25 protein-coding genes and 1 pseudogene are annotated in these 23,969 nt (G+C 34.3%); 21 read left to right on the top strand and 5 right to left on the bottom strand.

Translation table 11 applies throughout. The annotated features are described in order from the left end of the window. Positions 1-253: 253 nt before the first annotated feature. The 17 genes from N4627_RS05350 to N4627_RS05270 all read left to right on the top strand — a co-directional run bounded on the left by N4627_RS05350 (position 254) and on the right by N4627_RS05270 (position 16,843). Complete coding sequence (locus tag N4627_RS05350) at positions 254-1,249, top strand: LCP family protein (protein ID WP_260964078.1); 996 nt, start codon at positions 254-256, stop codon at positions 1,247-1,249. Positions 1,250-1,324: 75 nt separating this feature from the next. Continuing rightward, positions 1,325-2,206, top strand: a complete 882-nt coding sequence (locus N4627_RS05345) for a YveK family protein (RefSeq protein WP_260964075.1) — start codon at positions 1,325-1,327, stop codon at positions 2,204-2,206. A 13-nt stretch (positions 2,207-2,219) separates the two neighbouring features. Next, positions 2,220-2,981, top strand: a complete 762-nt coding sequence (locus N4627_RS05340; protein WP_260964073.1) for a CpsD/CapB family tyrosine-protein kinase — start codon at positions 2,220-2,222, stop codon at positions 2,979-2,981. Between the two features lie 13 nt (positions 2,982-2,994). Then, a complete protein-coding gene (locus N4627_RS05335) occupies positions 2,995-3,768 on the top strand; it encodes a tyrosine-protein phosphatase (protein ID WP_260964072.1) in 774 nt (257 codons plus the stop codon). 47 nt (positions 3,769-3,815) lie between these two features. After that, positions 3,816-4,475 (top strand): sugar transferase, encoded by a 660-nt coding sequence (locus N4627_RS05330; RefSeq protein ID WP_260964070.1) that lies wholly within the window; start codon positions 3,816-3,818, stop codon positions 4,473-4,475. Positions 4,476-4,497: 22 nt separating this feature from the next. Next, the gene (locus N4627_RS05325; protein ID WP_260964068.1) at positions 4,498-5,655 is read left to right on the top strand and encodes a glycosyltransferase; all 1,158 of its coding nucleotides are present in this window, start codon (positions 4,498-4,500) and stop codon (positions 5,653-5,655) included. Positions 5,656-5,660: 5 nt separating this feature from the next. Further along, positions 5,661-6,578: a glycosyltransferase gene (locus N4627_RS05320; protein WP_260964067.1), complete on the top strand. Its 918-nt coding sequence runs from the start codon at positions 5,661-5,663 to the stop codon at positions 6,576-6,578. A 27-nt stretch (positions 6,579-6,605) separates the two neighbouring features. Then, complete coding sequence (locus tag N4627_RS05315; RefSeq protein ID WP_260964066.1) at positions 6,606-7,460, top strand: glycosyltransferase family 2 protein; 855 nt, start codon at positions 6,606-6,608, stop codon at positions 7,458-7,460. Positions 7,461-7,467: 7 nt separating this feature from the next. Next, positions 7,468-8,658, top strand: a complete 1,191-nt coding sequence (locus N4627_RS05310) for a glycosyltransferase family 4 protein (protein WP_260964064.1) — start codon at positions 7,468-7,470, stop codon at positions 8,656-8,658. A 10-nt stretch (positions 8,659-8,668) separates the two neighbouring features. Continuing rightward, positions 8,669-9,967: a capsular biosynthesis protein CpsS gene (locus N4627_RS05305; protein ID WP_260964062.1), complete on the top strand. Its 1,299-nt coding sequence runs from the start codon at positions 8,669-8,671 to the stop codon at positions 9,965-9,967. 1 nt (position 9,968) lies between these two features. After that, on the top strand, positions 9,969-10,937 hold the full coding sequence (locus N4627_RS05300; RefSeq protein WP_260964059.1) for a glycosyltransferase family 92 protein: 969 nt from the start codon (positions 9,969-9,971) through the stop codon (positions 10,935-10,937). A 41-nt stretch (positions 10,938-10,978) separates the two neighbouring features. Further along, the gene (locus N4627_RS05295) at positions 10,979-12,430 is read left to right on the top strand and encodes a flippase (protein ID WP_260965078.1); all 1,452 of its coding nucleotides are present in this window, start codon (positions 10,979-10,981) and stop codon (positions 12,428-12,430) included. 59 nt (positions 12,431-12,489) lie between these two features. After that, positions 12,490-13,359 (top strand): glucose-1-phosphate thymidylyltransferase RfbA, encoded by an 870-nt coding sequence (gene rfbA / locus N4627_RS05290; protein WP_260964057.1) that lies wholly within the window; start codon positions 12,490-12,492, stop codon positions 13,357-13,359. 17 nt (positions 13,360-13,376) lie between these two features. Beyond that, a complete protein-coding gene (gene rfbC / locus N4627_RS05285; protein ID WP_260964056.1) occupies positions 13,377-13,958 on the top strand; it encodes a dTDP-4-dehydrorhamnose 3,5-epimerase in 582 nt (193 codons plus the stop codon). A gap of 14 nt (positions 13,959-13,972) precedes the next feature. Next, the gene (rfbB, locus tag N4627_RS05280; protein WP_260964054.1) at positions 13,973-15,016 is read left to right on the top strand and encodes a dTDP-glucose 4,6-dehydratase; all 1,044 of its coding nucleotides are present in this window, start codon (positions 13,973-13,975) and stop codon (positions 15,014-15,016) included. 146 nt (positions 15,017-15,162) lie between these two features. Continuing rightward, positions 15,163-16,107 (top strand): DUF3644 domain-containing protein, encoded by a 945-nt coding sequence (locus N4627_RS05275; protein WP_260964052.1) that lies wholly within the window; start codon positions 15,163-15,165, stop codon positions 16,105-16,107. A gap of 346 nt (positions 16,108-16,453) precedes the next feature. Further along, on the top strand, positions 16,454-16,843 hold the full coding sequence (locus N4627_RS05270; RefSeq protein WP_260964050.1) for a hypothetical protein: 390 nt from the start codon (positions 16,454-16,456) through the stop codon (positions 16,841-16,843). Here the strand turns inward: N4627_RS05270 and istB are convergent. The 3 genes from istB to N4627_RS05255 are packed head-to-tail and all read right to left on the bottom strand — an operon-like array spanning position 16,832 to position 18,827. Beyond that, positions 16,832-17,563, bottom strand: a complete 732-nt coding sequence (gene istB / locus N4627_RS05265) for an IS21-like element helper ATPase IstB (protein WP_260964048.1) — start codon at positions 17,561-17,563, stop codon at positions 16,832-16,834. The genes N4627_RS05270 and istB overlap by 12 nt on opposite strands. Before the next feature lie 9 nt (positions 17,564-17,572). Beyond that, complete coding sequence (locus tag N4627_RS05260; protein ID WP_260964046.1) at positions 17,573-18,388, bottom strand: hypothetical protein; 816 nt, start codon at positions 18,386-18,388, stop codon at positions 17,573-17,575. Positions 18,389-18,392: 4 nt separating this feature from the next. Further along, positions 18,393-18,827, bottom strand: a complete 435-nt coding sequence (locus N4627_RS05255) for a hypothetical protein (RefSeq protein WP_260964044.1) — start codon at positions 18,825-18,827, stop codon at positions 18,393-18,395. Between the two features lie 259 nt (positions 18,828-19,086). Between N4627_RS05255 and N4627_RS05250 the strand changes: the two genes are divergently transcribed. From N4627_RS05250 to N4627_RS05240, 3 genes and pseudogenes are all read left to right on the top strand, one after another. Next, positions 19,087-20,205 carry an NAD(P)-dependent alcohol dehydrogenase gene (locus tag N4627_RS05250; RefSeq protein ID WP_260965077.1) on the top strand — a complete coding sequence of 373 codons (1,119 nt, stop codon included), beginning with the start codon at positions 19,087-19,089 and terminating at the stop codon, positions 20,203-20,205. Positions 20,206-20,253: 48 nt separating this feature from the next. Next, positions 20,254-20,529: pseudogene (locus N4627_RS05245) on the top strand (SDR family oxidoreductase); the annotation flags it as partial. Positions 20,530-20,758: 229 nt separating this feature from the next. Continuing rightward, positions 20,759-21,739: an Abi family protein gene (locus tag N4627_RS05240; protein ID WP_260964042.1), complete on the top strand. Its 981-nt coding sequence runs from the start codon at positions 20,759-20,761 to the stop codon at positions 21,737-21,739. 165 nt (positions 21,740-21,904) lie between these two features. On the opposite strand, the gene N4627_RS05235 is transcribed toward N4627_RS05240, so the two are convergent. Together N4627_RS05235 and N4627_RS05230 are read right to left on the bottom strand one after the other, a co-directional pair. Further along, positions 21,905-22,918: a lipoate--protein ligase gene (locus tag N4627_RS05235; protein WP_260964040.1), complete on the bottom strand. Its 1,014-nt coding sequence runs from the start codon at positions 22,916-22,918 to the stop codon at positions 21,905-21,907. 2 nt (positions 22,919-22,920) lie between these two features. Beyond that, positions 22,921-23,358 (bottom strand): OsmC family protein, encoded by a 438-nt coding sequence (locus tag N4627_RS05230; RefSeq protein WP_260964038.1) that lies wholly within the window; start codon positions 23,356-23,358, stop codon positions 22,921-22,923. Positions 23,359-23,486: 128 nt separating this feature from the next. Here N4627_RS05230 and N4627_RS05225 point away from each other — a divergent pair, with 128 nt between their 5' ends. Next, the gene (locus N4627_RS05225; protein ID WP_233186041.1) at positions 23,487-23,966 is read left to right on the top strand and encodes a DUF6978 family protein; all 480 of its coding nucleotides are present in this window, start codon (positions 23,487-23,489) and stop codon (positions 23,964-23,966) included. The last annotated feature ends 3 nt before the right edge of the window (positions 23,967-23,969 follow it).

Genomic DNA, 23,969 nt, shown 5'->3' with positions numbered 1-23,969 from the left:
AGTTTTTCAGTGAAATAAATTATGATTGCCTACTTAAATGATTCGGTAATCTCAATCCTGGCAAGGGATGTGAGCGTTATTTTAAGTTGGAGGGGGGAAGGGATTGCTTCTAATTGTCTTTCCCTGATAAATGATTTTTGATGAACTTCTAATCTATTGTTAGAATGCCTTTAATTAGCTAAATGAAAGTGGTAAGATGCAAAAGTCAAAGTTTATAGAAAATTAAATAAATTACTAGTTGGGAGATAAGAGTATGGCGGAAAATGATTGGTCTTCAAAGAATAGCGTAGAGAAGCACCATCATCACAAACATCATCATCGCCACCATCGTCATCATCATATGCGACGGGGATGGAAGATCTTTTGGTCAATTTTTGGCGTGTTAGTTGCGATCCTGCTGATTTTCGCAGGGGTTGCTTACCACAACCTCAGCGTTACTACTGGAGATATGTATAGTACTTCAGGAGCAAATACCAAGAGAAATGCACAAAAAGTACTAGCACAAAAGAAACCAGTATCAATCCTGTTAATGGGAACCGATACTGGTGAGTTTGGGCGAACTGAAAAGGGTCGGACAGATACCATGATGATCATGACCCTTAACCCGAAGACAAAGACAACGACTGTGGTTAGTTTGCCACGTGATATGAAGGTTGACTTGCCCGGGTATCCTGAATATTCACCATCAAAGATTAACGCTGCTTATACTTACGGCGGTGTTAAGGAATCAATTAACACGGTACAAAAGGAATTCAACGTTCCAATTGACTTTTACCTGTTAGTTAACATGAATGGCCTAGAAAAAGCCATTAATAAGGTTGGCGGTGTTGATGTGGTTTCACCATTAACCTTTAGCTATGAGGGGCATTCCTTCCAAAAGGGTAAGAAGTACCACTTAAATGGAGAAGCAGCCCTCGCATTTAGTCGGATGCGGCATGAGGATCCAAATGGTGATTATGGTCGTCAGCAACGGCAACGGTTGATCATCGCGGCCCTCTTGAAGAAGTCTGTTTCATACAAGACCGTTTTGAACCGGAGCTTTCTCCATTCAATTGCCAACAGTTCCCAAACAGATTTAACCATGCACGACATGATGCAACTCGCTCAGCACTATTCCAGTGCTCGTGACCACATCGTTCAAGATCATGCCGAAGGGGACAACGATAACGAAGGCGGGACTTCCTTCCAAGTGGTTAACCATGATGAACGGCAACGGATAACTAATCTACTTCAAAAATCATTGGAGTAATGAATGAGAGTGTGAGTCAGCAAAGAACTCTACCTTATTAATGAATAAAAAATCTAAACAACAGGAGAATCAAAAGTGAATACTAATAGTTCTACCGAAAATGCAAGTCGGGAAAACCAAATTGACTTACATCGGTTAATGGAAATTTGTCGCGAACACGCCAAACTGTTTATCCTTTGGACAGTGATTATGGGGATTGTTGGGTTTGTGGTTGCTGAGTTTGTCATTACCCCACAATATACAGCTTCAACCCAAATTTTGGTTAACCAGAAGCACGATAACGCTGATGGTCAAGCATACAATAACCAACAAGCTGATATCCAGGTGATCAACACCTATAAGGACATCATCACTAACCAAGTGATCCTTTCCAAGGCCAGTAAGCAGTTGGAAAATCCAGTTCGGGTTATTACTCCAGCTAAGAAGGCCGTTTATGAACGAAATGCCAATGGACGTCGGGTCTTGGTTCGCTCAGCTAAACCAGCAGTGGTGGAACGGACAAATGGTAAGTCCTACCACGTTACAACCGCTCAATTAAAGAAGGCTATTTCAGTTCAGACTCAGCAAAATTCTCAGGTCTTCACCTTGAACGCCAAGACGAATAACGCTGAAGAATCAGCCGCGATTGCTAACACGGTTGCTTCTGTCTTTAAGCAACAAATTAAGCACATTATGTCAGTTAACAACGTAACGATTATTTCACGGGCAAATACACCTAAAGCACCTTCATTCCCTAACAAGAAGCTCTTTACCTTAGCCGGAGCTGTATTAGGACTTTTGCTGAGTTTTGCCTATGTCCTAATTAAGGAATTAACCGATACCACAGTGAAGAGTGACGATTTCTTGACTAATGAGCTTGGTTTAACCAACCTTGGTGCAGTTGGCCATATTCAAATGCGGGCTGACCAAGATGGAATCGGTAATAGTCGCTCGGATGATCACCACCGGCGGGTTTAAGGAGGTTACCTAGATGAGTTTATTTAAGAAGAAAACGAACGTTAGTAATGAAACAATCCGCTATGGGGCAAAGTTAATTACTGTCAAGGATCCTAAGAGTGTTATTTCTGAACAATTCCGGACGATTCGGACAAACATTAGTTTTATGGGAATTGATCACCCAATCAAGACCTTGGCCTTCACTTCTGTCAACATTAGTGAAGGGAAGTCAACTGTCACCGATAATATTGCGGTTGTTTGGGCGAATGCCGGGAAACGAGTGTTATTAATTGATGCCGATCTCCGTCGACCAACACTTCACCAGACTTTTAATATTTCAAATCGTGAAGGATTAACCACTATTTTGACTAGTGACGCTCTTGAAATGGACATTACGAATATGATTAAGGAAACTGAAATTGATAACTTATCAATTTTAACTTCTGGGCCAATTCCGCCAAACCCTGCTGAATTGTTGAATTCTCAACGGATGCAGGCATTGATTGCTAGTGTTGAACAGAATTATGATGTGGTAATCCTTGATGTTCCGCCAATTTTGGCCGTTTCAGATACTCAAGCATTAGTTAGTCACCTTGATGGCGTTGTGTTAGTTGTGAAGATAGGTCAAACAGAAAAGGCTGCACTTAAGCGGTCAGTTGAACTATTGAAGCTGGCCCATGCTAATATCTTAGGCTACGTAATGAATGATGTTGGTCGGAATGGCGACTCAGCTTACGGTTACGGCTATGGATATGGTTACGGTTATGGATACGGGTATTCATCAGATAATAAGTAAGGACTGATTAGTTATGGTAATGGTTGATTTGCATTGTCACCTTCTTCCGGGGATTGATGATGGTTCCAAGAATATGGAAATTTCATTGCGGCTCGCTAGTGAAGCAGTCGAAAATGGGGTGACCCATGCTTTATTGACGCCTCACCATATGAATGGTCGTTACGTGAACCATAAACAAGACGTGATTAAGTTGACGAACGAGTTTCGGGAACAGCTAAAGGCACATCAAATTCCCTTAACTGTTTTTCCGGGACAGGAAGTGCGGATCAATGGACAGTTAATTGATGCCTTGGACCACGATGACATCCTGTTTGCGGATGAGGATAACCGTTACTTAATGTTAGAATTTCCGGATGATGATGTGCCACATTACACTAATCAGATGATCTTTGAACTTCAGCAGCGGGGAATCATTCCAGTGATCGTTCATCCCGAACGGAATACCAAGATCATGGAACAGCCGGACTTGTTGTACCAAATGTTGGAGAAAGGATGTTTATCGCAGATTACCGCCAGTTCTTACGTTGGAACATTTGGTAAGAAGGTTGAGGATTTTAGCCGAAAACTGATTGCTAATGGCCAGGGTTACCTGTTTGCTTCCGATGCCCATGATTTACCAGGGCGGAAGTACGAGATGCGGCAAGCGTTTGATAAGTTAAGCCAAGAATTTAGCCCAGATTTAGCTAAACGGTATGGTGACAATGCCCGAGCAATTATTAATGGGGAGAATGTTCCTGTAAATGAAGTGCAGCCGCTGAAGAAAAAGAAGCATTTCTTGTGGTGGTAAGAGGTAGTTGAGGTTACTAAGCAAATAAAGATGGGGAGGAGTGAATAATGCAGATGCAAGTATCTAGTGAAAAAGATAACGATAATGAGAATGAAGTTGAGCAATCATTTAAATGGTATCGCGATTTCTTTAAACGAGGCTTTGATATCTTCTTTAGCCTGATTGCTATTATTATTTTGGCAATTCCAATGATGATTATCGCACTTTGGATCAAAGTCGATTCTCCTCATGAGAAAGTGCTGTTCAAGCAAGAACGAATTGGAATTAATAATGTACCATTTACGATTCTCAAGTTTCGTTCAATGAGGGATGATGCCCCTCACCAAATAGCAACGGAGAATTTTGAAAATCCTGAGATGTATATTACTTCAGTAGGTAAAATTCTTCGGAAAACCAGTATGGACGAGTTACCACAGTTGTTTAACGTTCTAAAAGGTGATATGAGTATCGTTGGTCCACGACCGCTAATTCCAAAGGAAAAGTATGTGTTGAAATTGCGGAATGAGTATGGAGCAAATAAAATTTTGCCTGGAATCACCGGCTTAGCGCAAGTCCACGGTCGTGACCAAGTAACTGATGAAAACAAGGCTTCTTATGACGGCAAGTATGCATTGAATGTGAGTTTATTGTTAGACGCGTCAATTATTTTGAAGACGGTGTCAGATGTTGTAAGAAGTCGTGGGGTAAGAGAAGGAAAGAAGAAGTAACTAACTATATGGGTGAGTGTAATTGAGTAAGCAAAGAATACTAATTTTAGCTACAACTGCTTCAATGATTGAACAGTTTAATATTCATAATATAAAAATACTCCAGTCATTGGGAGCAGAAGTTCATGTAGGTACAAATTTTAAAAATCCGGGCACTATTACAAAAGATATTAGTAAACAACTCATCTCAAAACTTAATTCTATGAACGTTACTTACCACCAAATAGACTTTATGCGGGGAATAGGGACGCATCGAGCAAATAAAAAAGCTTTACAGCAAGTATGTAATGTGATTAAAGAGAACAATATTACTGGAATTCATGCGCATTCGCCTTTAGGTGGTATAATTGCGCGTCGAGCTGGACATAAAATGAATGTCAAAGTTATTTATACGGCACATGGATTGCAGTTCTTCAAAGGTGGACCATTAAGAGATTGGTTCATTTTTTTCCCAATTGAATGGTTTTACGCTCATTGGACAGATGCCTTAATTACTATTAACCAAGATGATTATTCTGTTTCTAGAGTTTTACCTGTTAAGCATAGATACTATATTCCGGGTGTTGGAATTGATTTGCAACGAGTAAGTAATATTTCAGAATCTAGAAGAAGAAAACTAAGAGAAGATGTTCGTAAGAAGTTCAATGTAAAAGATGATGATTTCTTTATAATTTCAGTAGGAGAATTAAGTAAGCGGAAAAATCATGCAACAGTGATTAAAGCAATTCATGAACTAAATGATCCGCATATTAAGTATGTTATTGCTGGGATTGGTAATTTGAAGGATGAACTTGTTTCATTAATTCATAAGTATCACTTGGAAAAGCAAGTTAGTTTATTAGGCTATGTGCGTAACCTTGATGGTTTGTATTTTGCATCGGACCTAAATATCTTTATCTCAAAAAGAGAAGGATTGGGGTTAGGTGGACTGGACGGAATTGCACATAAAACCTATATAATTGGAAATGGTAGAACTGGAATGAAGGATTACATAAGAGTACCTGAGACGGGTTTGTTGATGGACAATCCTTCTAATGTTAAGAATTTAGTGAAATTAATTAGTAGTGTTAGGGAAACAACTCCCAGAATATATTCCATTTCGTACATAAAAAAGTTTGGATCTTGTAATGTTGATGAATGTATGAAAAAAATTTATATGAAAGAATTTGATTTAGGGTAATTTCTATGAAAAAGGTACAGGTGCTTATGTCCACATATAATGGCGGAACTAATATAGTAAAACAAGTAAATACCATATTAGACCAAAAAGGCGTTAACGTATATTTAACTATTAGGGATGATGGCTCAGAACATTCAACTCTATTAATATTAAAAAAACTGGATGAAAAATATCAAAATGTTGAAATTCACTATGGAAAAAATATTGGTTACAGAAAAAGCTTTTTGTCATTATTAAATATGGTAAAAAAAGATATCGATTACTGTGCTTTTTCTGATCAGGATGATATTTGGAAAGAAAATAAATTAGTTGAAGCCGTAAAAATTTTGGATGAAAATGATAACAAAAATAAATTATATATTTCCAGCCTTGATATTTATAATGAAAAGGGTCTTTTTTTAGATAAGCATGATATATCAAGAGTTCCTAACAATATATATTCATTATTTTCTAGAAATAGATTTGCTGGATGTACCTTTGTTTTCTCCAAAGAATTAGCATTGCTTTCAAATGAATATGCAAATTTGGAAATGTTATATTATGAAGCACCTGATCATGATTTCTTTTTAGCAGCTATAGGATACTGCTTCGGTTTCGTTTACTTAGATCATAATAGTTATATAGAACATATCAGATATGAGAATAGTGTTACTAGTGGTGGTAACGGAATTTTTAAAAGGCTTAAAGTTGAATATAAAATTGTTTTTTTTATGAGAAATACTAGATTAAATTTTGCCAAGACTATTTTGGTGCATGAAAAAGATAGAAGAAAATTAAAGCCAGAAGTAAGCGACTATTTTAAAATAGTAGTTAATTATAAAAAGAGCTTATATTCAAAATTAAAGTTAATTAGATTGATAAATTGTGGAAGTGTTCTATGTAACATAGAATCAATTATTAAAGTAATGATAGGTAATTTTTAATTTAATAAAAGTAGATTGTGGTGAAAAATGATTGATATTGATGCAGGGATTGTTTTATTTAATCCAGATATTAATAGATTAAAAAGAAATTTAGAAGCTATAAATAATCAGGTGGATCATATTATTATATTTGATAATGGTTCAAGTAACTATAATCAAATAAAAAAGCTATTATTAGATAAGTATCCAAAATTAGTTGTGTTGAGGAACAATAGTAATGTAGGTATAGCTACTGCGTTAAACAAAATATTTTCTTATGCTAAAGAATTTTTGAATTCTAAATATATATTAACTCTTGATCAGGATTCAATTTCTCCATCTAATTTGATAAATCAGTATAAAGTTCATTTTAAACCTAATGTTGGAATTTATACACCATTGATAAAAGATATAAACTCTAACAAAATTTTACAGAAACGTGCAAACAAAGAGACTAATGAAGTCGATAAATGTATTACATCTGCATCCTTAGTAAAACTTGAAGCGTGGGAAAGCATAAATGGATTTGATGAATCAATGTTTATAGATTGTGTTGATTTTGATTTTTGTATACGCCTAAGAAGAAAAAACTATAAGATCTTGAGAGTAAATACAGTTTGTTTAAAACATGAACTTGGTCATATTAAGGTACACAAAACCCCTTTTGGTGAGATATTAGTTAAGAATCATAATGCGTTTAGAAAATATTATATTTCTAGAAATACGGTATATATGGCAAGAAAAAGTCATAGGGTAGGATTAATGTTGAGAGCATATCTACAGGATATAAAGCAAGCATTGCTCGTATTATGTTTTGAAAAAGGGAAAAAAATAAAAGTGAAAAAAATTATAAAGGGTGCTGTGGACGGGACAAGAATAGAAATAGAAAAGAAATGGGAGTAATTTTCTTATGCTCGATCAAATATTAATTGGGGTTAAAAGAATAGTAGGAAGAATAAAAAACATTATTAGGTATCCGTCAGATTATAAGTTTTTAAAGTTTAACTCTGGAAGGGTTAAACAAGATGGAATTGTTTTGGTTATTCATGAGTCAAATAGATTAGGTGCAAGCCTTTTGTTGTTACATACAGCTGAAGAATTAAAAAGAAGAGGAGAAAATATTTATATTATTACTTTTCAATTTGGGGAATTAAATAGAGAGTATTCCATGATTGCTCCTACACAAATTGTCTTTTCTAAAGCAAACTTTAGAAATACATTGAAGAAGTTAGAGCATGAATACGGATATAATAAGGCCTTAATGGTAACATCTGCGGTTGGAGAATATGTAAAAATTGCACATGAATTAGACTATCAGATTATTTCTGAGATACATGAATTGCCAGTAGTTATAAGACAGTTAGGTTTAGAAAGTGCCGTTAGGCAAATGATCTTGTACTCTGATAAAATTATTTTTCCAACTTTATCAGCTAAAAAAGAGGTATTGAGTTATGTAAATCTGTTTCCAAAGAATAAGATTTATGTTAAAAAGCAAGGAATCTATTTTAAAAAACCTAATACACAGGTACTGTATGATGAAAGTAGTAAATTAATAACTAAATATCCAATGTTAAAAAATAAAAATATTATTATAGGTGTTGGCAATACAAGCAGAAGAAAGGGAATTGACATATTTATAAAAACCGCTAAAAAGCTACCACAATATTTTTTTATCTGGGCTGGTAGAAAAGAAAATTATTATAATACAATGCAAGAATACATTAAAGATACTAATAATTTTTTGTATTTAGGTGAATTGGACACAAAAGAATTATCAGCTGCTTATAGACTGTCATCTATTTTACTTTTAACTTCTAGAGCTGATACATTACCCTCAACTATTTTTGAAGCTTCCCTATTCAACCTTCCTGTTATTGGTGCTATTTCATCAGGAGGGGTTAGAGAAGTAGTTAAAGATAAGATGACCGGATTCTTGACTGAGGAGGCAACTCCTGAACAATTTACAAAAGCAATTGAGTATATTTTTTCTAGTAATAATTACAATAGAATAAAAGATAACTTGTTAAAAAATAGTGGTGAAAATTCCTTCTCTAATTATATTTCCTTTATATTGAATTTATATAATACAAATGGCCAATAGGGAGCGGCATATGATTTTAATTTTAAGACTTTTAAGTATAATAATTTCTTTGTTTGTCTTAGTTAGGACTTGCATTTGTATCAATAAATTTCATACACTGATACCGATTATAATAGTTTTTGATTTTGCGATGGTTTTGCCAATTATCCTTGAGTTGTTTTTGGGCAATCCTCAAACCTCGTACAGAGCGTTTGAAGTGGCAATGAATGATAGAATGACAACAATATTATTTAATGTTTTTGTAATTTCTGCTCAAGCTGCTTTTTTTTGGAATATTAACAAGTTATCTTTTAAGGATAATTTAGAAAAAGAAGAAATAAATATACTAAAAAATCCAATTAATATTTTACCTAAAAATATTAATTTAGATGAATATAGAAATGTTTTAGTATGCTTTAGTTATTTATTACCGCTTGTAACAGTTATTGCAGTCCTTCTATCTCCTGATCCTTCATATTATTTTGGAGTGTTTGGAAGTATATTTAAAAGTATTGATCCTTCTATACAAACTTATAATACATTAATTATGAATAATTTAATGTATGGATTGATTTTAGCGGTTTGTGTTTTAAAGTGGAATGAAGATAATGAGATGATTGGGAACATTTTTATCTCTTTTTATCTAATTCTTATACTAATTGTAAACCATAAAAGAACATTTATAATGATTACCATTGGTTTATGTTTAATAATAGACATTATAAAGAGAAAAAGGGTAAAGAAAATTATTGCTTGGTATTCTATATGTATTTTTTTAGTAGCAGTCTATTTTGTATATTACTCATATGCAACTGGGAAAATTTTATTAAATAACGATTGGTACTATGTTATAAATGAGTACTTTTTTAGAGCAATGCACATGAAATTTGCAATATACGTTGCGTTAAATCCTTCGCAGTTTCATATTTTAGACTACCCTGGACAATCTATATTATTTGATTTGTTTTATTTTATTCCAAGAAGCATATGGTATTCAAAACCCTTACCTTATATATCGTATTTTACTTCTGGTGTTTTAGGATATAGTTCATACTTTGATGCACCATTACGAATGCCACCATCCTACTATCCAGAATTTGTATCAAATTTTGGAATTGTTGGAATTTGGCTCTCTATATTATTTACTTTACTGATTGCTAAGTTTTTCGATAATTGTAATACTTTATGTAAATTGTTAGGAACATCGCTAATCTGCTTACTAGAAATATATTATTATGATAATATTTTAAAAATTCTAGTAATAATGATTATTATCCTTTGTTTATTTGAAAAAAAGCCTAAGTTTATAAAAAAGGAAAGAATTTTATAAAATGTCAAAGAAAGTATTAGAGAATAAATATTTTATATACGATCATCCTAGGAAGAAAGGAATATTATATTTTGCAAAATATTGTATTACTGGCATTGAGAACGTATTCTATAACATTTGTTTTTGCTTGGTGAGGAAAAAAAGATTAAGTAGGAAATATAAAGTTACTATATGCGCTATTTTCAAAAATGAGGCGCCGTATTTAAAGGAGTGGATAGAATATCACCGAATTATTGGTGTTGAACACTTTTATTTATATAACAATAATTCTTCAGATAATTTTCAAGATGTTTTGCAACCATATATAAATTCTAATAAAGTTACTTTAATTGATTTCCCTAAACAACATGCACAGAAAAAAGCTTACCAGGATTGCATAAATAAATATAGAAAAGAGGCAGAATGGATAGGATTTATAGATATTGATGAATTTGTAGTACCAGTAAAAGATAATAATATTATTGATTTTTTAAATAGATTCAAAAAATACCCTGCAGTAAAAATATACTGGAAGGTATTTGGTACATCAGGAATTATAGATAGAGACATAAATGGGCTGGTAGTTAATGATTTTAGAATTTCTTGGCCAAAATACGACGAAGTAGGAAAATGTTTCTACAATACAAGCTTTGATGTAAATCTTAATTCTAAAAAGATGTCAGTTCTACATCATAATTTCTGGGGTGTATGGCATAAGATTGCACTGCCTCCGGTTAATTGTTTCGGCTTTATTTCTCAACATGGATTTGAGAAGGTAAAGAATAAAGATTTTCCTATTCAAATAAATCATTATTTTACTAAAAGTTATAATGAATATTTTAATATTAAGGCAATCAAAGGGGATGTTTGGTATAAAGAAAATCAACATCCTAAGAAATCGTATTTTTTTAGGCACGAAATGCTTTGTACTAAGCGAGATGATAGTATTAATAAATATCTAATTAAATTGAAATTAATTATGAAAAAATAGGGTATGATTACAGAAATTAGAAATGTGTTGAAGGGTGAAAAATCATTAAAAAGAAGTCTTTAAGTATAAATGCATTTTTTAATAGCTTACAGACCTTACTGAACTTAATTTTCCCACTTATTACTTTTCCATATGTGTCCAGAACATTATCGGTGGATGGAATTGGGAAATATAGTTTTTCTAATTCTATAATTAGTTATTTCATATTAATTGCTGGTTTAGGCATTAGCAGATTTGCAGTTCGGGAAGGGGCAAAATATAGAGAAGATCGCAATGAATTTAGTGATTTTGCTAGTAAAGTCTTTACTATTAATTTGTGTTCAACGTTTCTTTCTTATATTCTACTTTTTATTAGTCTTTTATTTTTTCAAAGTTTAAGAAGCTATAAGTCTGCAATTTTAATTTTTAGTATTCAAATTTTTTTAACTACTCTAGGTACAGATTGGATATATACTATTTACGAAGAATATAGATATATAACCATACGAAACATTTCATTTAAAATAATATCAATTGTTTTACTTTTGTCCTTTGTAAGGAATCGTGATAATTATCTGCAATATGTTGCAGTATCAGTATTTGCTAATAGTGGGTCATATATATTAAATTTTGTTCATTTGAATAAATTTTGTGATCTTAGAATTTATTGGAGATTTAATTGGATTCAATATTTAATTCCAATCTTCATTATATTTGGAACTATGATGGCTGTTACGATATACGTTAATGCTGATATGACAATGTTAGGTTTATTTAAAACAAATTATGTTGTAGGAATTTATAGTATATCTTCTAAAATATATGGAATGATTGGACCAATTGTTTCTGCAGGTATGGCTGTCCTGATTCCAAGATTATCAGTGCTAGCTGGTAAAAATAGAATGGAAGAATATAAAGAATTGTTAAATAAATTAATAAATTTTATGATTATACTTTTACCAGCTGCAACTACAGGATTATTTATGACTAGTAGATTAATTGTCATATTTATTGCAGGTAATCAATATTTGAGATCCGAAACTTCATTGAGAATTTTAAGCCTTGCTCTTTTTTTTGGAACAATTAATACTATTTTTGTAGAGTGCATTTTAATTCCATTAAAAAAAGAAATGAAGACACTTATAAGTGCAATATGTGGAGCAGGTATCAATATATTACTAAATTTTATAATGATTCCAATGCTTTCAGAAAATGGTGCCGCTATTACAACTGTGTTAGCGGAGTTATTATGTATGAGTATGAACCTTTATTTTTCAAAAAGAGTAGTTTTACCAATGTTGATAACAAAAGATTTTTTGAAGAATATCATATCTGCTATTATTGGCTGTATAGGTGTAATAATAGTTTGTCAAATTATTAATATGTTATGTGTCACATTAATAGTTAAATTATTTATTTCAATTTTCTTATCAGTAGTTGTATATATAGTGATTTTGATTGTTTTAAGAAATAAAGTTGTTATAAATATATTAAAAAACAAGAAAATTTTTTGATTAATATACTATTACTAAAAACAAAATAATTTAAAATTATAGTAAAGGAGCTGTAAAGTATGAAAGGTATCATTCTTGCCGGTGGCTCCGGCACACGACTATACCCGATCACAAAGGGTATTTCAAAGCAATTGATTCCGGTTTATGACAAGCCAATGGTCTATTACCCACTGTCAACGTTGATGTTGGCGGGTATTCGGGATATTCTGGTGATTTCAACGCCAGAATATATGCCATTATTTAAAGAGCTGTTAGGTGATGGTTCAGCTTTAGGCCTGAACTTTACCTACAAGGTTCAAAAACACCCGAATGGCTTGGCGGAAGCCTTTATTTTAGGTGAAGACTTTATTGGCGATGATAGTGTCTGCTTGATTCTCGGGGATAATATTTACTATGGTGCCGGTTTATCTGAATTAGTGCAATCTGCTGCTAAGAAAACCGATGGGGCGACCGTCTTCGGTTACCATGTTAATGATCCTGAACGTTTCGGGGTGGTTGACTTTGATGATCACATGCACGCTTTGTCAATTGAAGAGAAACCGGCTCATCCAAAGAGTAACTATGCGGTAACCGGCCTATACTTCTATGATAATAACGTGGTTGATATTGCCAAGAACATCAAACCATCCGCTCGGGGTGAACTTGAAATTACTGATGTTAATAAGGTTTACCTGGAACAGGGCAAGCTTGATGTTAAGCTAATGGGTCGGGGCTATGCCTGGTTAGATACTGGAACCCATGATTCAATGCTTGAAGCCGCTAACTTCATTGCGACAATTGAACGTCGCCAAAACCTGAAAGTGGCCTGTCTTGAAGAAATTGCTTACCGGATGGGCTACATTGATCAGGACCAGTTAGTTAAGCTAGCTCAACCGTTAAAGAAGAATGATTACGGCCAATACCTCTTACGGTTGGCTGAACAAGATTAGGAAGGTGCAGAAGTTATATGGGACAATTAACCGTTAAGAATACGAAACTACAAGATGTTAAGATTATTACGCCAAAGGTTTTTGGTGATAACCGCGGTTTCTTTGAGGAAACTTACTCTGATCGGGACTTTAAGGAAGCCGGAATTGATTTTAACTTTATCCAGGATAACCAATCCTTATCTAGCCGGGCCGGAGTTCTCCGGGGCCTTCACTTCCAACGCGGTAAGGCCGCCCAAACTAAGTTAATCCGGGTCGTTACCGGTGCTGTTCTGGATGTGATCGTTGATGTGCGGAAGGGTTCACCAACTTACAAGCAATGGGAAGGTTACATTCTTTCTGCCAGTAATCACCGTCAATTGTTGGTTCCCCGTGGTTTTGCCCATGGCTTCTTGACTTTGACCGATAACGTTAACTTCTGCTACAAAGTGGATAACTACTATGACGCCGAAGCTGATGGTGGCTTCTCCTTCAAGACTCCCGAACTAAACATTGACTGGCCAATTGAATTCAATAAGGCGATCACTTCCGAGAAGGATGCTGCTCAACCAACCTTTACCGAATTTGAGAAGAACAACCCGTTTGTTTACGGTGAAATCTAAGCGAGGTTTGACTAATGGAAAAAGCATTTAAGAATATTATTGTTACCGGTGGTTGTGGCTTTATTGGTTCTAATTTTGTTCATTACCTGGTTAACCATCACCCAGAAGTTGAACACATCACCGTTTTAGATAAGTTGACCTACGCTGGTAATCCAGCTAATATTGCCGGTCTGCCAAAGGACAAGGTTGAATTAGTCGTTGGTGATATTTGTGATAAGGACTTGGTTGATAAGTTAGTCAGTCAAGCGGATGCCGTGGTTCACTATGCGGCTGAAAGTCACAATGACAATTCCCTGATTGACCCTACGCCATTTATCAAGACCAACATTGAAGGGACCTTTACCCTAATTCAAGCTTGTCGAAAGTATGACGTGCGTTACCACCATATTTCTACCGATGAAGTTTATGGTGACTTGCCACTCCGGGAAGACTTACCCGGTCATGGTGAAGGTAAGGGGGAAAAGTTTACTCCGGATTCACCATACCGGCCATCTAGTCCTTATTCCTCATCTAAGGCTAGTTCCGACTTATTAGTTCGGGCTTGGGTACGCTCTTTTGGTTTACGGGCCACGATTTCCAATTGTTCCAACAACTATGGCCCTTACCAACACATTGAGAAGTTTATTCCGCGGCAGATTACTAATATCTTAAGCGGGATCCGGCCAAAGCTTTACGGTTCCGGTAAGAACGTCCGTGATTGGATCCATACTAACGATCATTCTCGCGCCGTTTGGGATATTTTAACCAAAGGTAAGATTGGTGAAACCTACTTAATCGGGGCTAACGGGGAAAAGAACAATAAAGAAGTTCTGGAAATGATCCTTGAATTAATGGGTCAACCAAAGGATGCCTACGATCATGTTAAGGATCGTCCAGGTCATGACTTACGCTATGCTATTGACGCCACTAAGCTAGAAACTGAACTTGGTTGGGAACCAGAATTCACTGACTTCAAGAAGGGCTTACAACATACCATTGATTGGTACACTCAACATGAAGATTGGTGGAAAGACGAAAAGGCAGCTGTGGAAGCCAAGTACGCGAAGAATGGACAGTAATGAAGAAGTCGTAGATTATCTTTTACTGATAATTTACGATTTTTATATTGATATTTCACACGAACATACGTTTAAATCACCTTGTTAATAGGTTAAAATAAGGAGAGTGTAATAATTTTATTAGTTGGACTTGGCAAGGTGTAAAAATGAAAAGAACTATAACGATAAAGGAATGTAATAGTAAATTACGAAATAGATTGGTTGATAAAAGTATTGAAGCGTTTTTAATGGGATTAGAAGTATTTAATAAACCGACTATTAATTATCGTACTGAAGGTTTTAGCTTCTTTATCTGTAACGCATGGGAGTTAATGTTGAAAGCGCTATTGTTAAAACGTGGACAATCTATTTACTATAAGGATCAGCCAGATAGGACGTATGACTTATTAAAAGTTGTTTACTTAGTTTATACAGATAAAAGACAGCCTTTACGTATTAATTTAGAAAAAATAATTAATTTACGGAATACAAGTACACATTTTATTACAGAGGATTATGAAGCAATATTTGCTCCTGTCTTTCAATCTTGTGTTGTAAATTATGTTAATGAACTACTGCGGTTTCATAATAGAGATGTATCGAATTATCTAAATAGATCATCGCTAACTCTTACCACTAATATTAAAGAGCTATCAAATGAACAAATAAAAGCTAAATATCCCGATGAAATTGCCCAAAAATTGATCTTTACTAAAAATGATATTGATGTTACTAAAAAAATAGAAGACTCAAATAAGTTTGCTATTACTGTTAGACATGAGCTTGTAATAACTAAGGATCAAAATAAAGCTAATTTTTCGGTAAAGATTAATAAAGATGCAGAAAATGATATAGCAATAGTGAAAGAGCTAAAGGATCCCGCTGATATATTTAAATTTAGTTTTAAAAATTTAGTTAGAGATATTGATAATCGTTTAAAAAAACAAAAGATCCCTTTTAGTTACACTACAAAAAATGGCGAAAGTCTGAATAAATCTTTCAATGGGTATGTATTAAGTCAATTTATTTCATATTATAATATTAAACGAGATAAAAGATATTCGTATGCACATAAAATAGGGAATTTAATTGAATATACTTATTCCCAATAGGCCTCGGAATTTATTGTGAATCAAATTAAACAAGATCCCGCAAGAATTGTTGAGAAAATAAAAAAGAGATAACCCCAGGCACGTAGGACTGCTCAGCTCATAGCCTACCCCATTATGGAACCCAGTGTTCATCCTTCACGAGTTATCTTATATAAGTATTATGAACTTGTTTGTATTGCTTGTCAAAGCAAATATTAATGATACGATATCTTTGTTATTTTATAAAAAAACTTTTTCATAGAAATTGCAAATTTGGAATATAGAAGATGAAATGCAAAATAATAGTTTACATTCTGAACATGAGCTACAGCGAAAAGTTATACTTAAACGGGGAGGTTACTAAATCATGATTCAATTAGTTACTGTTGATAATGAGGATTTAGCCTACCATTATGCTTCGGCTAATATTGATGAAGTGTTCAACCAAGAAAAGGAATTTAATGAGCTAACTAAAAATATTTCTTTATCATTTAGTTCACATATTTTAGCTACAGAAGAAGCATCGTTTGATTCTTTATGTAAAAAGGATCCCTATTTTAAACAATTTACTAGTTATCAAAATTTAGCGTTTTTTATGGAAAAAGTAAAAGAGAAAAGTTTATTAACTGATGAGGAAGTAGCAGGTTATTTAAGAACACAATTTAATTTATGTATTTTGCAAGTAAAAAGTGCAGAGAAATGCAATGACTTTTTACATAGTCTTGCAGCCCACTTCTTATTTTATTTAGTTATTTGATAATGCATTCTTTAATCGATAGCTTTCTCCAGTAAAACTAACAATATGCGCATGGTGAATCAGCCGATCTACTAATGCTGCTGTTAATCTTGGATCAATAAATACCTTATTCCACTGACTAAATTCCAAGTTGCTCGTGATAATAATACTCTTAGTTTCATACCAGTCACTTATGAGTTGAAATAATAATTCTGATCCTATTTTACTGAATGGTACATATCCCATTTCATCTAATATGATCAGCTGATACTTGTGGCATTTCTTTTTGAAACGTTCTATTGAGAGATTTTTCCATTCTTGTTCCAACTGATCTACTAGTTCTGCTACCCGCCAGAATTTTACATTAATGCCGTTTTCGATTGCTTTAACTCCTAATGCAGTTGCTAAGTGAGTTTTACCTGTTCCAGGTGTACCAACGAAAACGGCGTTTTCGTTTTTATCAATAAAGCTTAAATTCAGTAATTGTTGCTTAGAATCTGGTGTCGAAAAATTGATTTGTTCACGCCAAATATAATCGTTTAAGGTTTTTCGTTTTGGAAATTTTGCTTGGTTATAAAGCCTGGTAATCTTCTTATCGTACCTAATCTCAATTTCCTTTTTAAGTAGGCCTAAAAGCCATGCCGATTTATCATCTTCAGGGAATTGATTTAACTTTGCTATATTAGCCATATTTGATAATCGCAATTCTGTACATGCTTTGGCTAGTTCTTGATTATTCAATTAAGTGACCTACTTTCTGTCTCTTGCTAGTTGATCGTAACTTTTCATATTGACACTGAGCTCTTCCGAAGTTGGTGAAATCCCGACTAGCTCGTAAAACCGTTCATTGATCTCTTTCAATGGATGAGTGCTTAAGAGTGTTATTAGTTCGTCTATTCGGTCGGTTTGTAACCGCCAGTCTTCTGTTGAAAGATAGTAAGCAATTCGTTTGGGAAGGTATTTCCAGTATCTAGAATAGGTCATTGACCGTGGCTTCCTCTTCCAAGTAATAAAAACGTTTGACCACTCAATAGCGCGTTTCTTAGTTAGGTAAGGGCGTCGCCCTTTATTAACAATTTCGCCATTTAGATCATAAATTGTATAACTGGTTGCGGTAAGAACGCAGGTTAATGAAAGCATTGTTTTAGCCATTGGAATATGTATCCTGGTTTTATCAATCGTTACTTCGTTATACCGGTTTGGTTTAACTTCAAATTGCTTAAAAACTGGATAATCTATATCAGGCAATTTCAAAAATGATGTTTGTTCTTCTTGCCATAGGTCACTAATCTTTTTCTTCTTTTCATAGTGTACTCGTTGCGAATCTTTTTTTAGTTTATCGGCTAGTCGTTGATTCAAATTTTCAAAACTAATTAGCTTAGGGCTGGTTGAAAAAAAGTTGTATCTAACATAACCAACTTTATTTTCAACACTTCCTTTCTCATATCCACTTCGTGGATTACATGTTTGAACCTTAAATCCATAATGCAAAGCAAACGATTGGAATTCCTTTGTTAAACGAGCTTTTTCATATCTGGTTTTACTACGAACAACTGCAGTAGACATATTATCAATTCGTATAACGGTAGGTACTCCATTTATTTGCTTTAAAATCTGTTTGATTCCTTCTAAATAAGCATTCTTGATTTTCTGCTGGTAATGCAATACCAAAAGCACGGTTACTGAAGGGGAAGGTCATTACTAATATTTTAATATCTACAAAGGATCCGTCTTTTTCGACTTCCATCGTGCCAAAGTCTAATTGCGCTTCACCTGCAGGATGTTCTAGTCTTTCATATCCTAAATCTTTTACTTCTCCTTTGTCAGTATGTGTTGCCTTCCATTCTTGTACAAAATTACAAACGGTTCTGTATGATCCTGGAAATCCTGATTCAATTAGGTCATTAAAAAACTGTTTATTTGTTCGACGTTTCTTCCTTGGTAATTTAAAGTCTTCAGTTAGCCAAAGGCTAACAATATCTCCCCATTTCTCTTCATACATCATACCGGATCTTTTATGGAGTTTAATCTTAGGGACAAAGTCTTTATCAGCGTACTTTTTGCTGTTCGCCAATTAATATTTAAAGACTTTCGAATTGATTCAATAGACTGATCGTGATTATTTCTTAAATTCCTGATAGTATTAATATCGGTCATTGCTAACATACCTTTCTACCTCCAAAGTTTTGATGTCGCAAAACTAACTTTAGAGGAAAGTGGGCTGTTAGACAATGGCCTTTTTCATTACACAACTATGTATTATTATGTTGCATAATTGTGTACTTCTATTTTGCAATATACAATCAGTAGTAGTAGAGAAAAAAGGTGCGCCTGTTGAAGTGAAAGACGTGGTACTTGATAGTCCTAAAGCTAATGAAGTGTTAATAAAAACGGTTGCCACTGGTATTTGTCATACTGATATTGCTGGACGAGATATGGGGATGTCTCCTTATCCAGTTGCATTAGGTCACGAAGGCTCAGGAATAGTTGAGCAAGTTGGAGATAATATTACAACGATTAAACCAGGAGATCATGTAGTTGTCTCCTTTAGTTACTGCGGTCATTGTTCACACTGCTTAAGTGGTCATCCCGCACAATGTGAGCATCTTAATGAACTATGTTTTGGTGGGAAAAATTATGATGGTACTCATCGTCTACACTTTAAAGACGGGAGAGACTTGAGTACTTTCTTCGGACAATCTTCCTTATCTAATTATATTGTTGCTGATGAACACAATGTTGTTAAGGTGGATCCAAATATTGAACTTAAATATTTAGCACCTCTTGGTTGTGGCTTTTTGACCGGCTCTGGGACAATAATTAACGGTGTAAAGCCAGAGTTTGGTTCTTCAATTATTATTGCTGGAGCTGGTGGTGTTGGACTTGCTGCTGTAATGGCTGCTAATCTTTATAATCCGGAGCACTTAATTGTACTTGATCGTAATGATTCTAAATTGAAGATGGCTAAAGAATTAGGTGCAACTGATGTTATCAATACTAATAATACTGATGACATTGTTTCAACAATTAGAGAAATAGTGCCTAAGGGTCCTGAATATGCAGTTGATACTACTGGTTACGCACCGTTAATCAAGGAACAATTGGCTTCTCTTACAACGGCTGGAAAACTTTATATTATTGGTATTGCTGGCCCGTTAAATCTATCCGGAATGGATATTATGGGAGATTCTAAGCAAATAATTGGATTGATCGAAGGAGACGCAATTCCACAATTATTCATTAATAAATTGGTTAGTTACTATAAAAAGGGTAAATTTCCGCTTGATAAATTAATGAGTTTTTATAAGTTTAGTGATGTTAAGCAAGCATTTGCTGATTTTGAATCTGGAAAAATTATTAAACCGGTTATTTTATTTGATTAAGGCATTGATGCAATGACGCGTCATGCAGCATAATGGTTTGCTCAGTACCATATTCGCGTTAACAATATTAATCCTGGACCAATCTTTACGGGGATGGTCAAAGAGTCAGGTATTGAATCACGAGCTGCCATGGGAGAATTGCATAAAGGAAAGATTAATTTACCACCATATGCAGATGAAGCCGATGATATTGGATATGCGTTTGTTTACTTAGCATCTGACGAATCTAAGTTTATGACTGGTGCGGATTTAGTAATTGATGGTGGTTGGAGTACAAATTCCTTTATCCCGCAGAAGAATATTCATGATATTTTGCAGAAATGATTTTCAGTTATTTTAATGTGTTGGTGCTTTGTTATTGTAATATAAGATATATTTTTTATCTAAGACTTGAAAACCCAGAATTACGGTCGATTGCCACAATTCTGGGCTTTTAAGCCTTATATTTTAAACATATGTTCGCATAATTGCTGCTAATAATGGTAAAATTAATGTAAGTAATTATTAGTGAGGAAAATATTATGAAAAAAGAGGTAAATCATTTGATAGTTTAATGAGGCATATTCGGAATAGCCATAACATAGAGATAAGAGGCTCTGAAGACAAGAAAAGACTTGTAAATATTGGTTATTATCATGGATATAAAGGTTATAAATTTAATAAAGATGTTGCTCATCCGTTCATTGGAATTCATAATTTTGAACAGATCGTTGCTATCGCTAATTTTGATCAGCAAATGAAGGCCATCTTTTACCCGATAACAATGAAATTTGAAACCATTATTAAGAATTTAATAGTGAATTATTCAGTATTAGGAATTGATCCATCTTTTGATAATGTATATAGGCAAAAATTAACTTTTTATCGTTCACAAAGAGGACGTAGAAGAACTAAGAGTATTAATAAAAGGCTAAGATTAAAGAAAGACTTTGATAGTGAGATAGCTTACGCCTATGCTTCTAATAATATTGTTATTAAGCATTACATAGAAGAAAATAAATCTGTTCCTCTTTGGGCTCTTTTTGAAGTAATTAGTCTTGGTAATGTTGGGAATTATGTTGCTTGCTTGAATAGAGAAGATAAGGAAAAAGTAGCGGATTTCTTAAACCTCTATAATTCACAGTATGATGAGAATGTAAAAATTTTAGAACAGTCAATTTTCTTGATTAAAGATCTCAGAAATGCTGTTGCACATAATCATATAATTTTTGATTGTCGATTTAGAAAAGCTCAAAATGTTGCACAAAATTTGAAAGCAACAGTGAAGAATAAATTACACTTGGAAGCTGAAACGAATTTTTATATTCTGTTCGATTATTTAGCTCTTTTAATGATTTTTCTGAAAGAGAGCGGTAATAGTAGGAGTGAGTTGAATTCTTATATTACCGATTTTGAAAATTCAGTAAACATCCTATATAAATCAACTGAAGAAATTGCTCATAATAAAGAGCCATTACCTTATTCTGTGTATAATCTAATTATTGGTGAGCGTTTCAAATTGAAGCTAAATAAATTAAAGGAATACATAAATTGACAAAAAAGTAGATATAATGTATATTCAAATATGTATTAAGGTGTAGGGCTTTAATAGGTGCCTGCATCTGAAGCCCCGGATACGTCTGGGGTTTTGTTATTTTAAATTTCAAAATGAATCAAGCCCCGATACCATCTCACTAACAATCTGGTATCGGGGCTTCTCTTATTCTTGTCTTAATAATAGGTCTAAAATATCAGTTTCCGAAATCTTCCCAAAGTAATTACTTAATTCAATGTTATCTAACACATTCTTGACAGCAGTTCGTTCATAACGGGTGCCAATTAATTGCTTTTCAAACTCTTCAATTGGTTTCTGGCCGAAGAAATCGCCATAGGTTGTTAACGTGGCAATTCGACCATCTTTAATCGTTAGTCGGAAATCAACTGTTCCTTGGGGAAAGTGCTTCCGGTGTTGGATTGCAGCCTTTGGCGATTGACCATAAATCCAATCCCAGTTGCTGAAAACTGATTGATTGAGTTCTTCAACATCGCGCTTCGTTTTTGCATCGAGCTCGTACTCCCTAGCATCGTTTAAATCTTCAACGCCTAGAATTGTTTTCGCCAGGGTATCACGGAATTCTTCAATTGTTAAGTTCTGAAATTCAGGTTTAAAGAAGGGCTTTAGGTTAGTTACCCGACTATGGACGGACTTGATTCCCTTAGAAGCAATTTTATCTGCTGGAACATTCAGGGCCTTACCAATCACGCTGAGATCAACATCATACATCAAGGTACCGTGAGAGAACATTCGACCTTTCTCGGTTTTCATGGCATTCCCCGAAAACTTCTTGCCGTTAATTTGCAAATCATTCCGCCCCGTCATCTTCGCTTCAGTTGCGCCTAGCTTATGGAGTGCAGCGATAACTGGATCGGTAAATTTATGGAAATTGCCAATTGAATCACCATCATCCTTAGTAATGAAACTAAAGCTGACATTCCCAAGATCATCATAAACTGCGCCACCGCCAGAAGTTCGCCGGGTCACGATAATGTTATGTTGATCGACATATTCTTGGCTAATTTCTTCGTAGGCATCCTGGTAACGACCAAGAATAATGCATGGTGAATTGATGTAGAAGTAAAGAATCGGCTCATCTAAGTTAGCATGTTCCATTAGATAAGTTTCAAGTGCTAAGTTATATCGAATATCACGGCTATCAGTTACAAGATATTTCATTTTTAGTCCTCTTTTTCGTTAAAATTAAAATGGTCAACCAGGTGAACAGAAACGTTGTCGCTATCCTGAAGAAGTTTAGCGACAGGGCAACGAGTCTCTGCTTTCTTAAGAATTGTTACTGCTTCATCATGCTCAACTTGCGGAATCCTTACCTGTGCATCTAGCCAAAATTGAAATCCAGGATTATCAAATCCCATTTTAATGCCAACCCGAACGACACTTTGATGAGCTAACCCACGACGCTTTTCCTCAGCTTCGATTGTGGCATTAAGACAGGTTGCCAGGGCAAGGCCAATTAACTGTTCTGGATTAGTGCCGGGATTATCGTGAACCGGATTGCTAGTTAAAACGTCTAAATCGCCGCCTTGGATTACCTTTGCATGTCCATTAATTCCGGCATCGTTTTCTACCACTGTTTGGTACAGGATCTTTTCAGTCATTTAAATTGCCTCCTTTGAATCCGCTTACTTAATTATAGTGCATATTTGAATTAACTTAAATGAGCTAGGATGCATTAGTTAATGTATAATTTAAATACAAGTATTTTAGAGAGTATTAGATTTGAATTATGGATTTAAACAACCTTAACGAAAACGAAGTAAGAGTGCTGATTAATGCTGAGAAAAATCCAACAAACATTATGGAATATCAGGATATCATTAATCAGATACATCAAACATTGATTTTAACTTCACATACCTATCGTTGTTCAGTAAGAGATAACAAGCGAGGGATAGTATATCGTTTCCAAATTCATTCAACACCGATTGCTACTAAATTCTCAGTAGGTCTTATGTTTCTTGAAAATAGGATACATTTAATTCGACTGGATTTTGGGGATGATTTGCGTCATGTGAATAATTATGGTACTAACAGTGAGTTTGTAATATTAGGATCACATGCTCATTTTAACTCGCCAGCTGGTAAATATATTTCTAAGAACGTTATTCCTATTGGTAGTATTGATGAATTTAAGAATATAAAAAAGATTAAAGATGCACTAGATGAATTTATTAGTTATACCCATATAACCAATAATGGGAGGTGAAAA

Source organism: Limosilactobacillus vaginalis (genome assembly GCF_025311515.1).
Lineage (GTDB): Bacteria > Bacillota > Bacilli > Lactobacillales > Lactobacillaceae > Limosilactobacillus > Limosilactobacillus vaginalis.
Note: the sequence above shows the minus strand (reverse complement) of the source record. Positions and strands in the feature narration are given on the sequence as shown.

Coding starts and splice junctions, on each gene's coding strand:
- rfbA (WP_260964057.1), top strand. CDS start 12,490: ATGAAAGGTATCATTCTTGCCGGTGGCTCCGGCACACGACTATACCCG.
- N4627_RS05320 (WP_260964067.1), top strand. CDS start 5,661: ATGAAAAAGGTACAGGTGCTTATGTCCACATATAATGGCGGAACTAAT.
- N4627_RS05235 (WP_260964040.1), bottom strand. CDS start 22,918: ATGAAATATCTTGTAACTGATAGCCGTGATATTCGATATAACTTAGCA.
- N4627_RS05275 (WP_260964052.1), top strand. CDS start 15,163: ATGAAAAGAACTATAACGATAAAGGAATGTAATAGTAAATTACGAAAT.
- N4627_RS05260 (WP_260964046.1), bottom strand. CDS start 18,388: ATGTCTACTGCAGTTGTTCGTAGTAAAACCAGATATGAAAAAGCTCGT.
- N4627_RS05310 (WP_260964064.1), top strand. CDS start 7,468: ATGCTCGATCAAATATTAATTGGGGTTAAAAGAATAGTAGGAAGAATA.
- N4627_RS05255 (WP_260964044.1), bottom strand. CDS start 18,827: ATGATGTATGAAGAGAAATGGGGAGATATTGTTAGCCTTTGGCTAACT.
- N4627_RS05225 (WP_233186041.1), top strand. CDS start 23,487: ATGGATTTAAACAACCTTAACGAAAACGAAGTAAGAGTGCTGATTAAT.
- N4627_RS05250 (WP_260965077.1), top strand. CDS start 19,087: ATGTTGCATAATTGTGTACTTCTATTTTGCAATATACAATCAGTAGTA.
- rfbB (WP_260964054.1), top strand. CDS start 13,973: ATGGAAAAAGCATTTAAGAATATTATTGTTACCGGTGGTTGTGGCTTT.
- N4627_RS05305 (WP_260964062.1), top strand. CDS start 8,669: ATGATTTTAATTTTAAGACTTTTAAGTATAATAATTTCTTTGTTTGTC.
- N4627_RS05315 (WP_260964066.1), top strand. CDS start 6,606: ATGATTGATATTGATGCAGGGATTGTTTTATTTAATCCAGATATTAAT.
- N4627_RS05335 (WP_260964072.1), top strand. CDS start 2,995: ATGGTAATGGTTGATTTGCATTGTCACCTTCTTCCGGGGATTGATGAT.
- N4627_RS05270 (WP_260964050.1), top strand. CDS start 16,454: ATGATTCAATTAGTTACTGTTGATAATGAGGATTTAGCCTACCATTAT.
- N4627_RS05330 (WP_260964070.1), top strand. CDS start 3,816: ATGCAGATGCAAGTATCTAGTGAAAAAGATAACGATAATGAGAATGAA.
- N4627_RS05230 (WP_260964038.1), bottom strand. CDS start 23,358: ATGACTGAAAAGATCCTGTACCAAACAGTGGTAGAAAACGATGCCGGA.
- N4627_RS05240 (WP_260964042.1), top strand. CDS start 20,759: ATGAGGCATATTCGGAATAGCCATAACATAGAGATAAGAGGCTCTGAA.
- N4627_RS05340 (WP_260964073.1), top strand. CDS start 2,220: ATGAGTTTATTTAAGAAGAAAACGAACGTTAGTAATGAAACAATCCGC.
- N4627_RS05300 (WP_260964059.1), top strand. CDS start 9,969: ATGTCAAAGAAAGTATTAGAGAATAAATATTTTATATACGATCATCCT.
- N4627_RS05350 (WP_260964078.1), top strand. CDS start 254: ATGGCGGAAAATGATTGGTCTTCAAAGAATAGCGTAGAGAAGCACCAT.
- rfbC (WP_260964056.1), top strand. CDS start 13,377: ATGGGACAATTAACCGTTAAGAATACGAAACTACAAGATGTTAAGATT.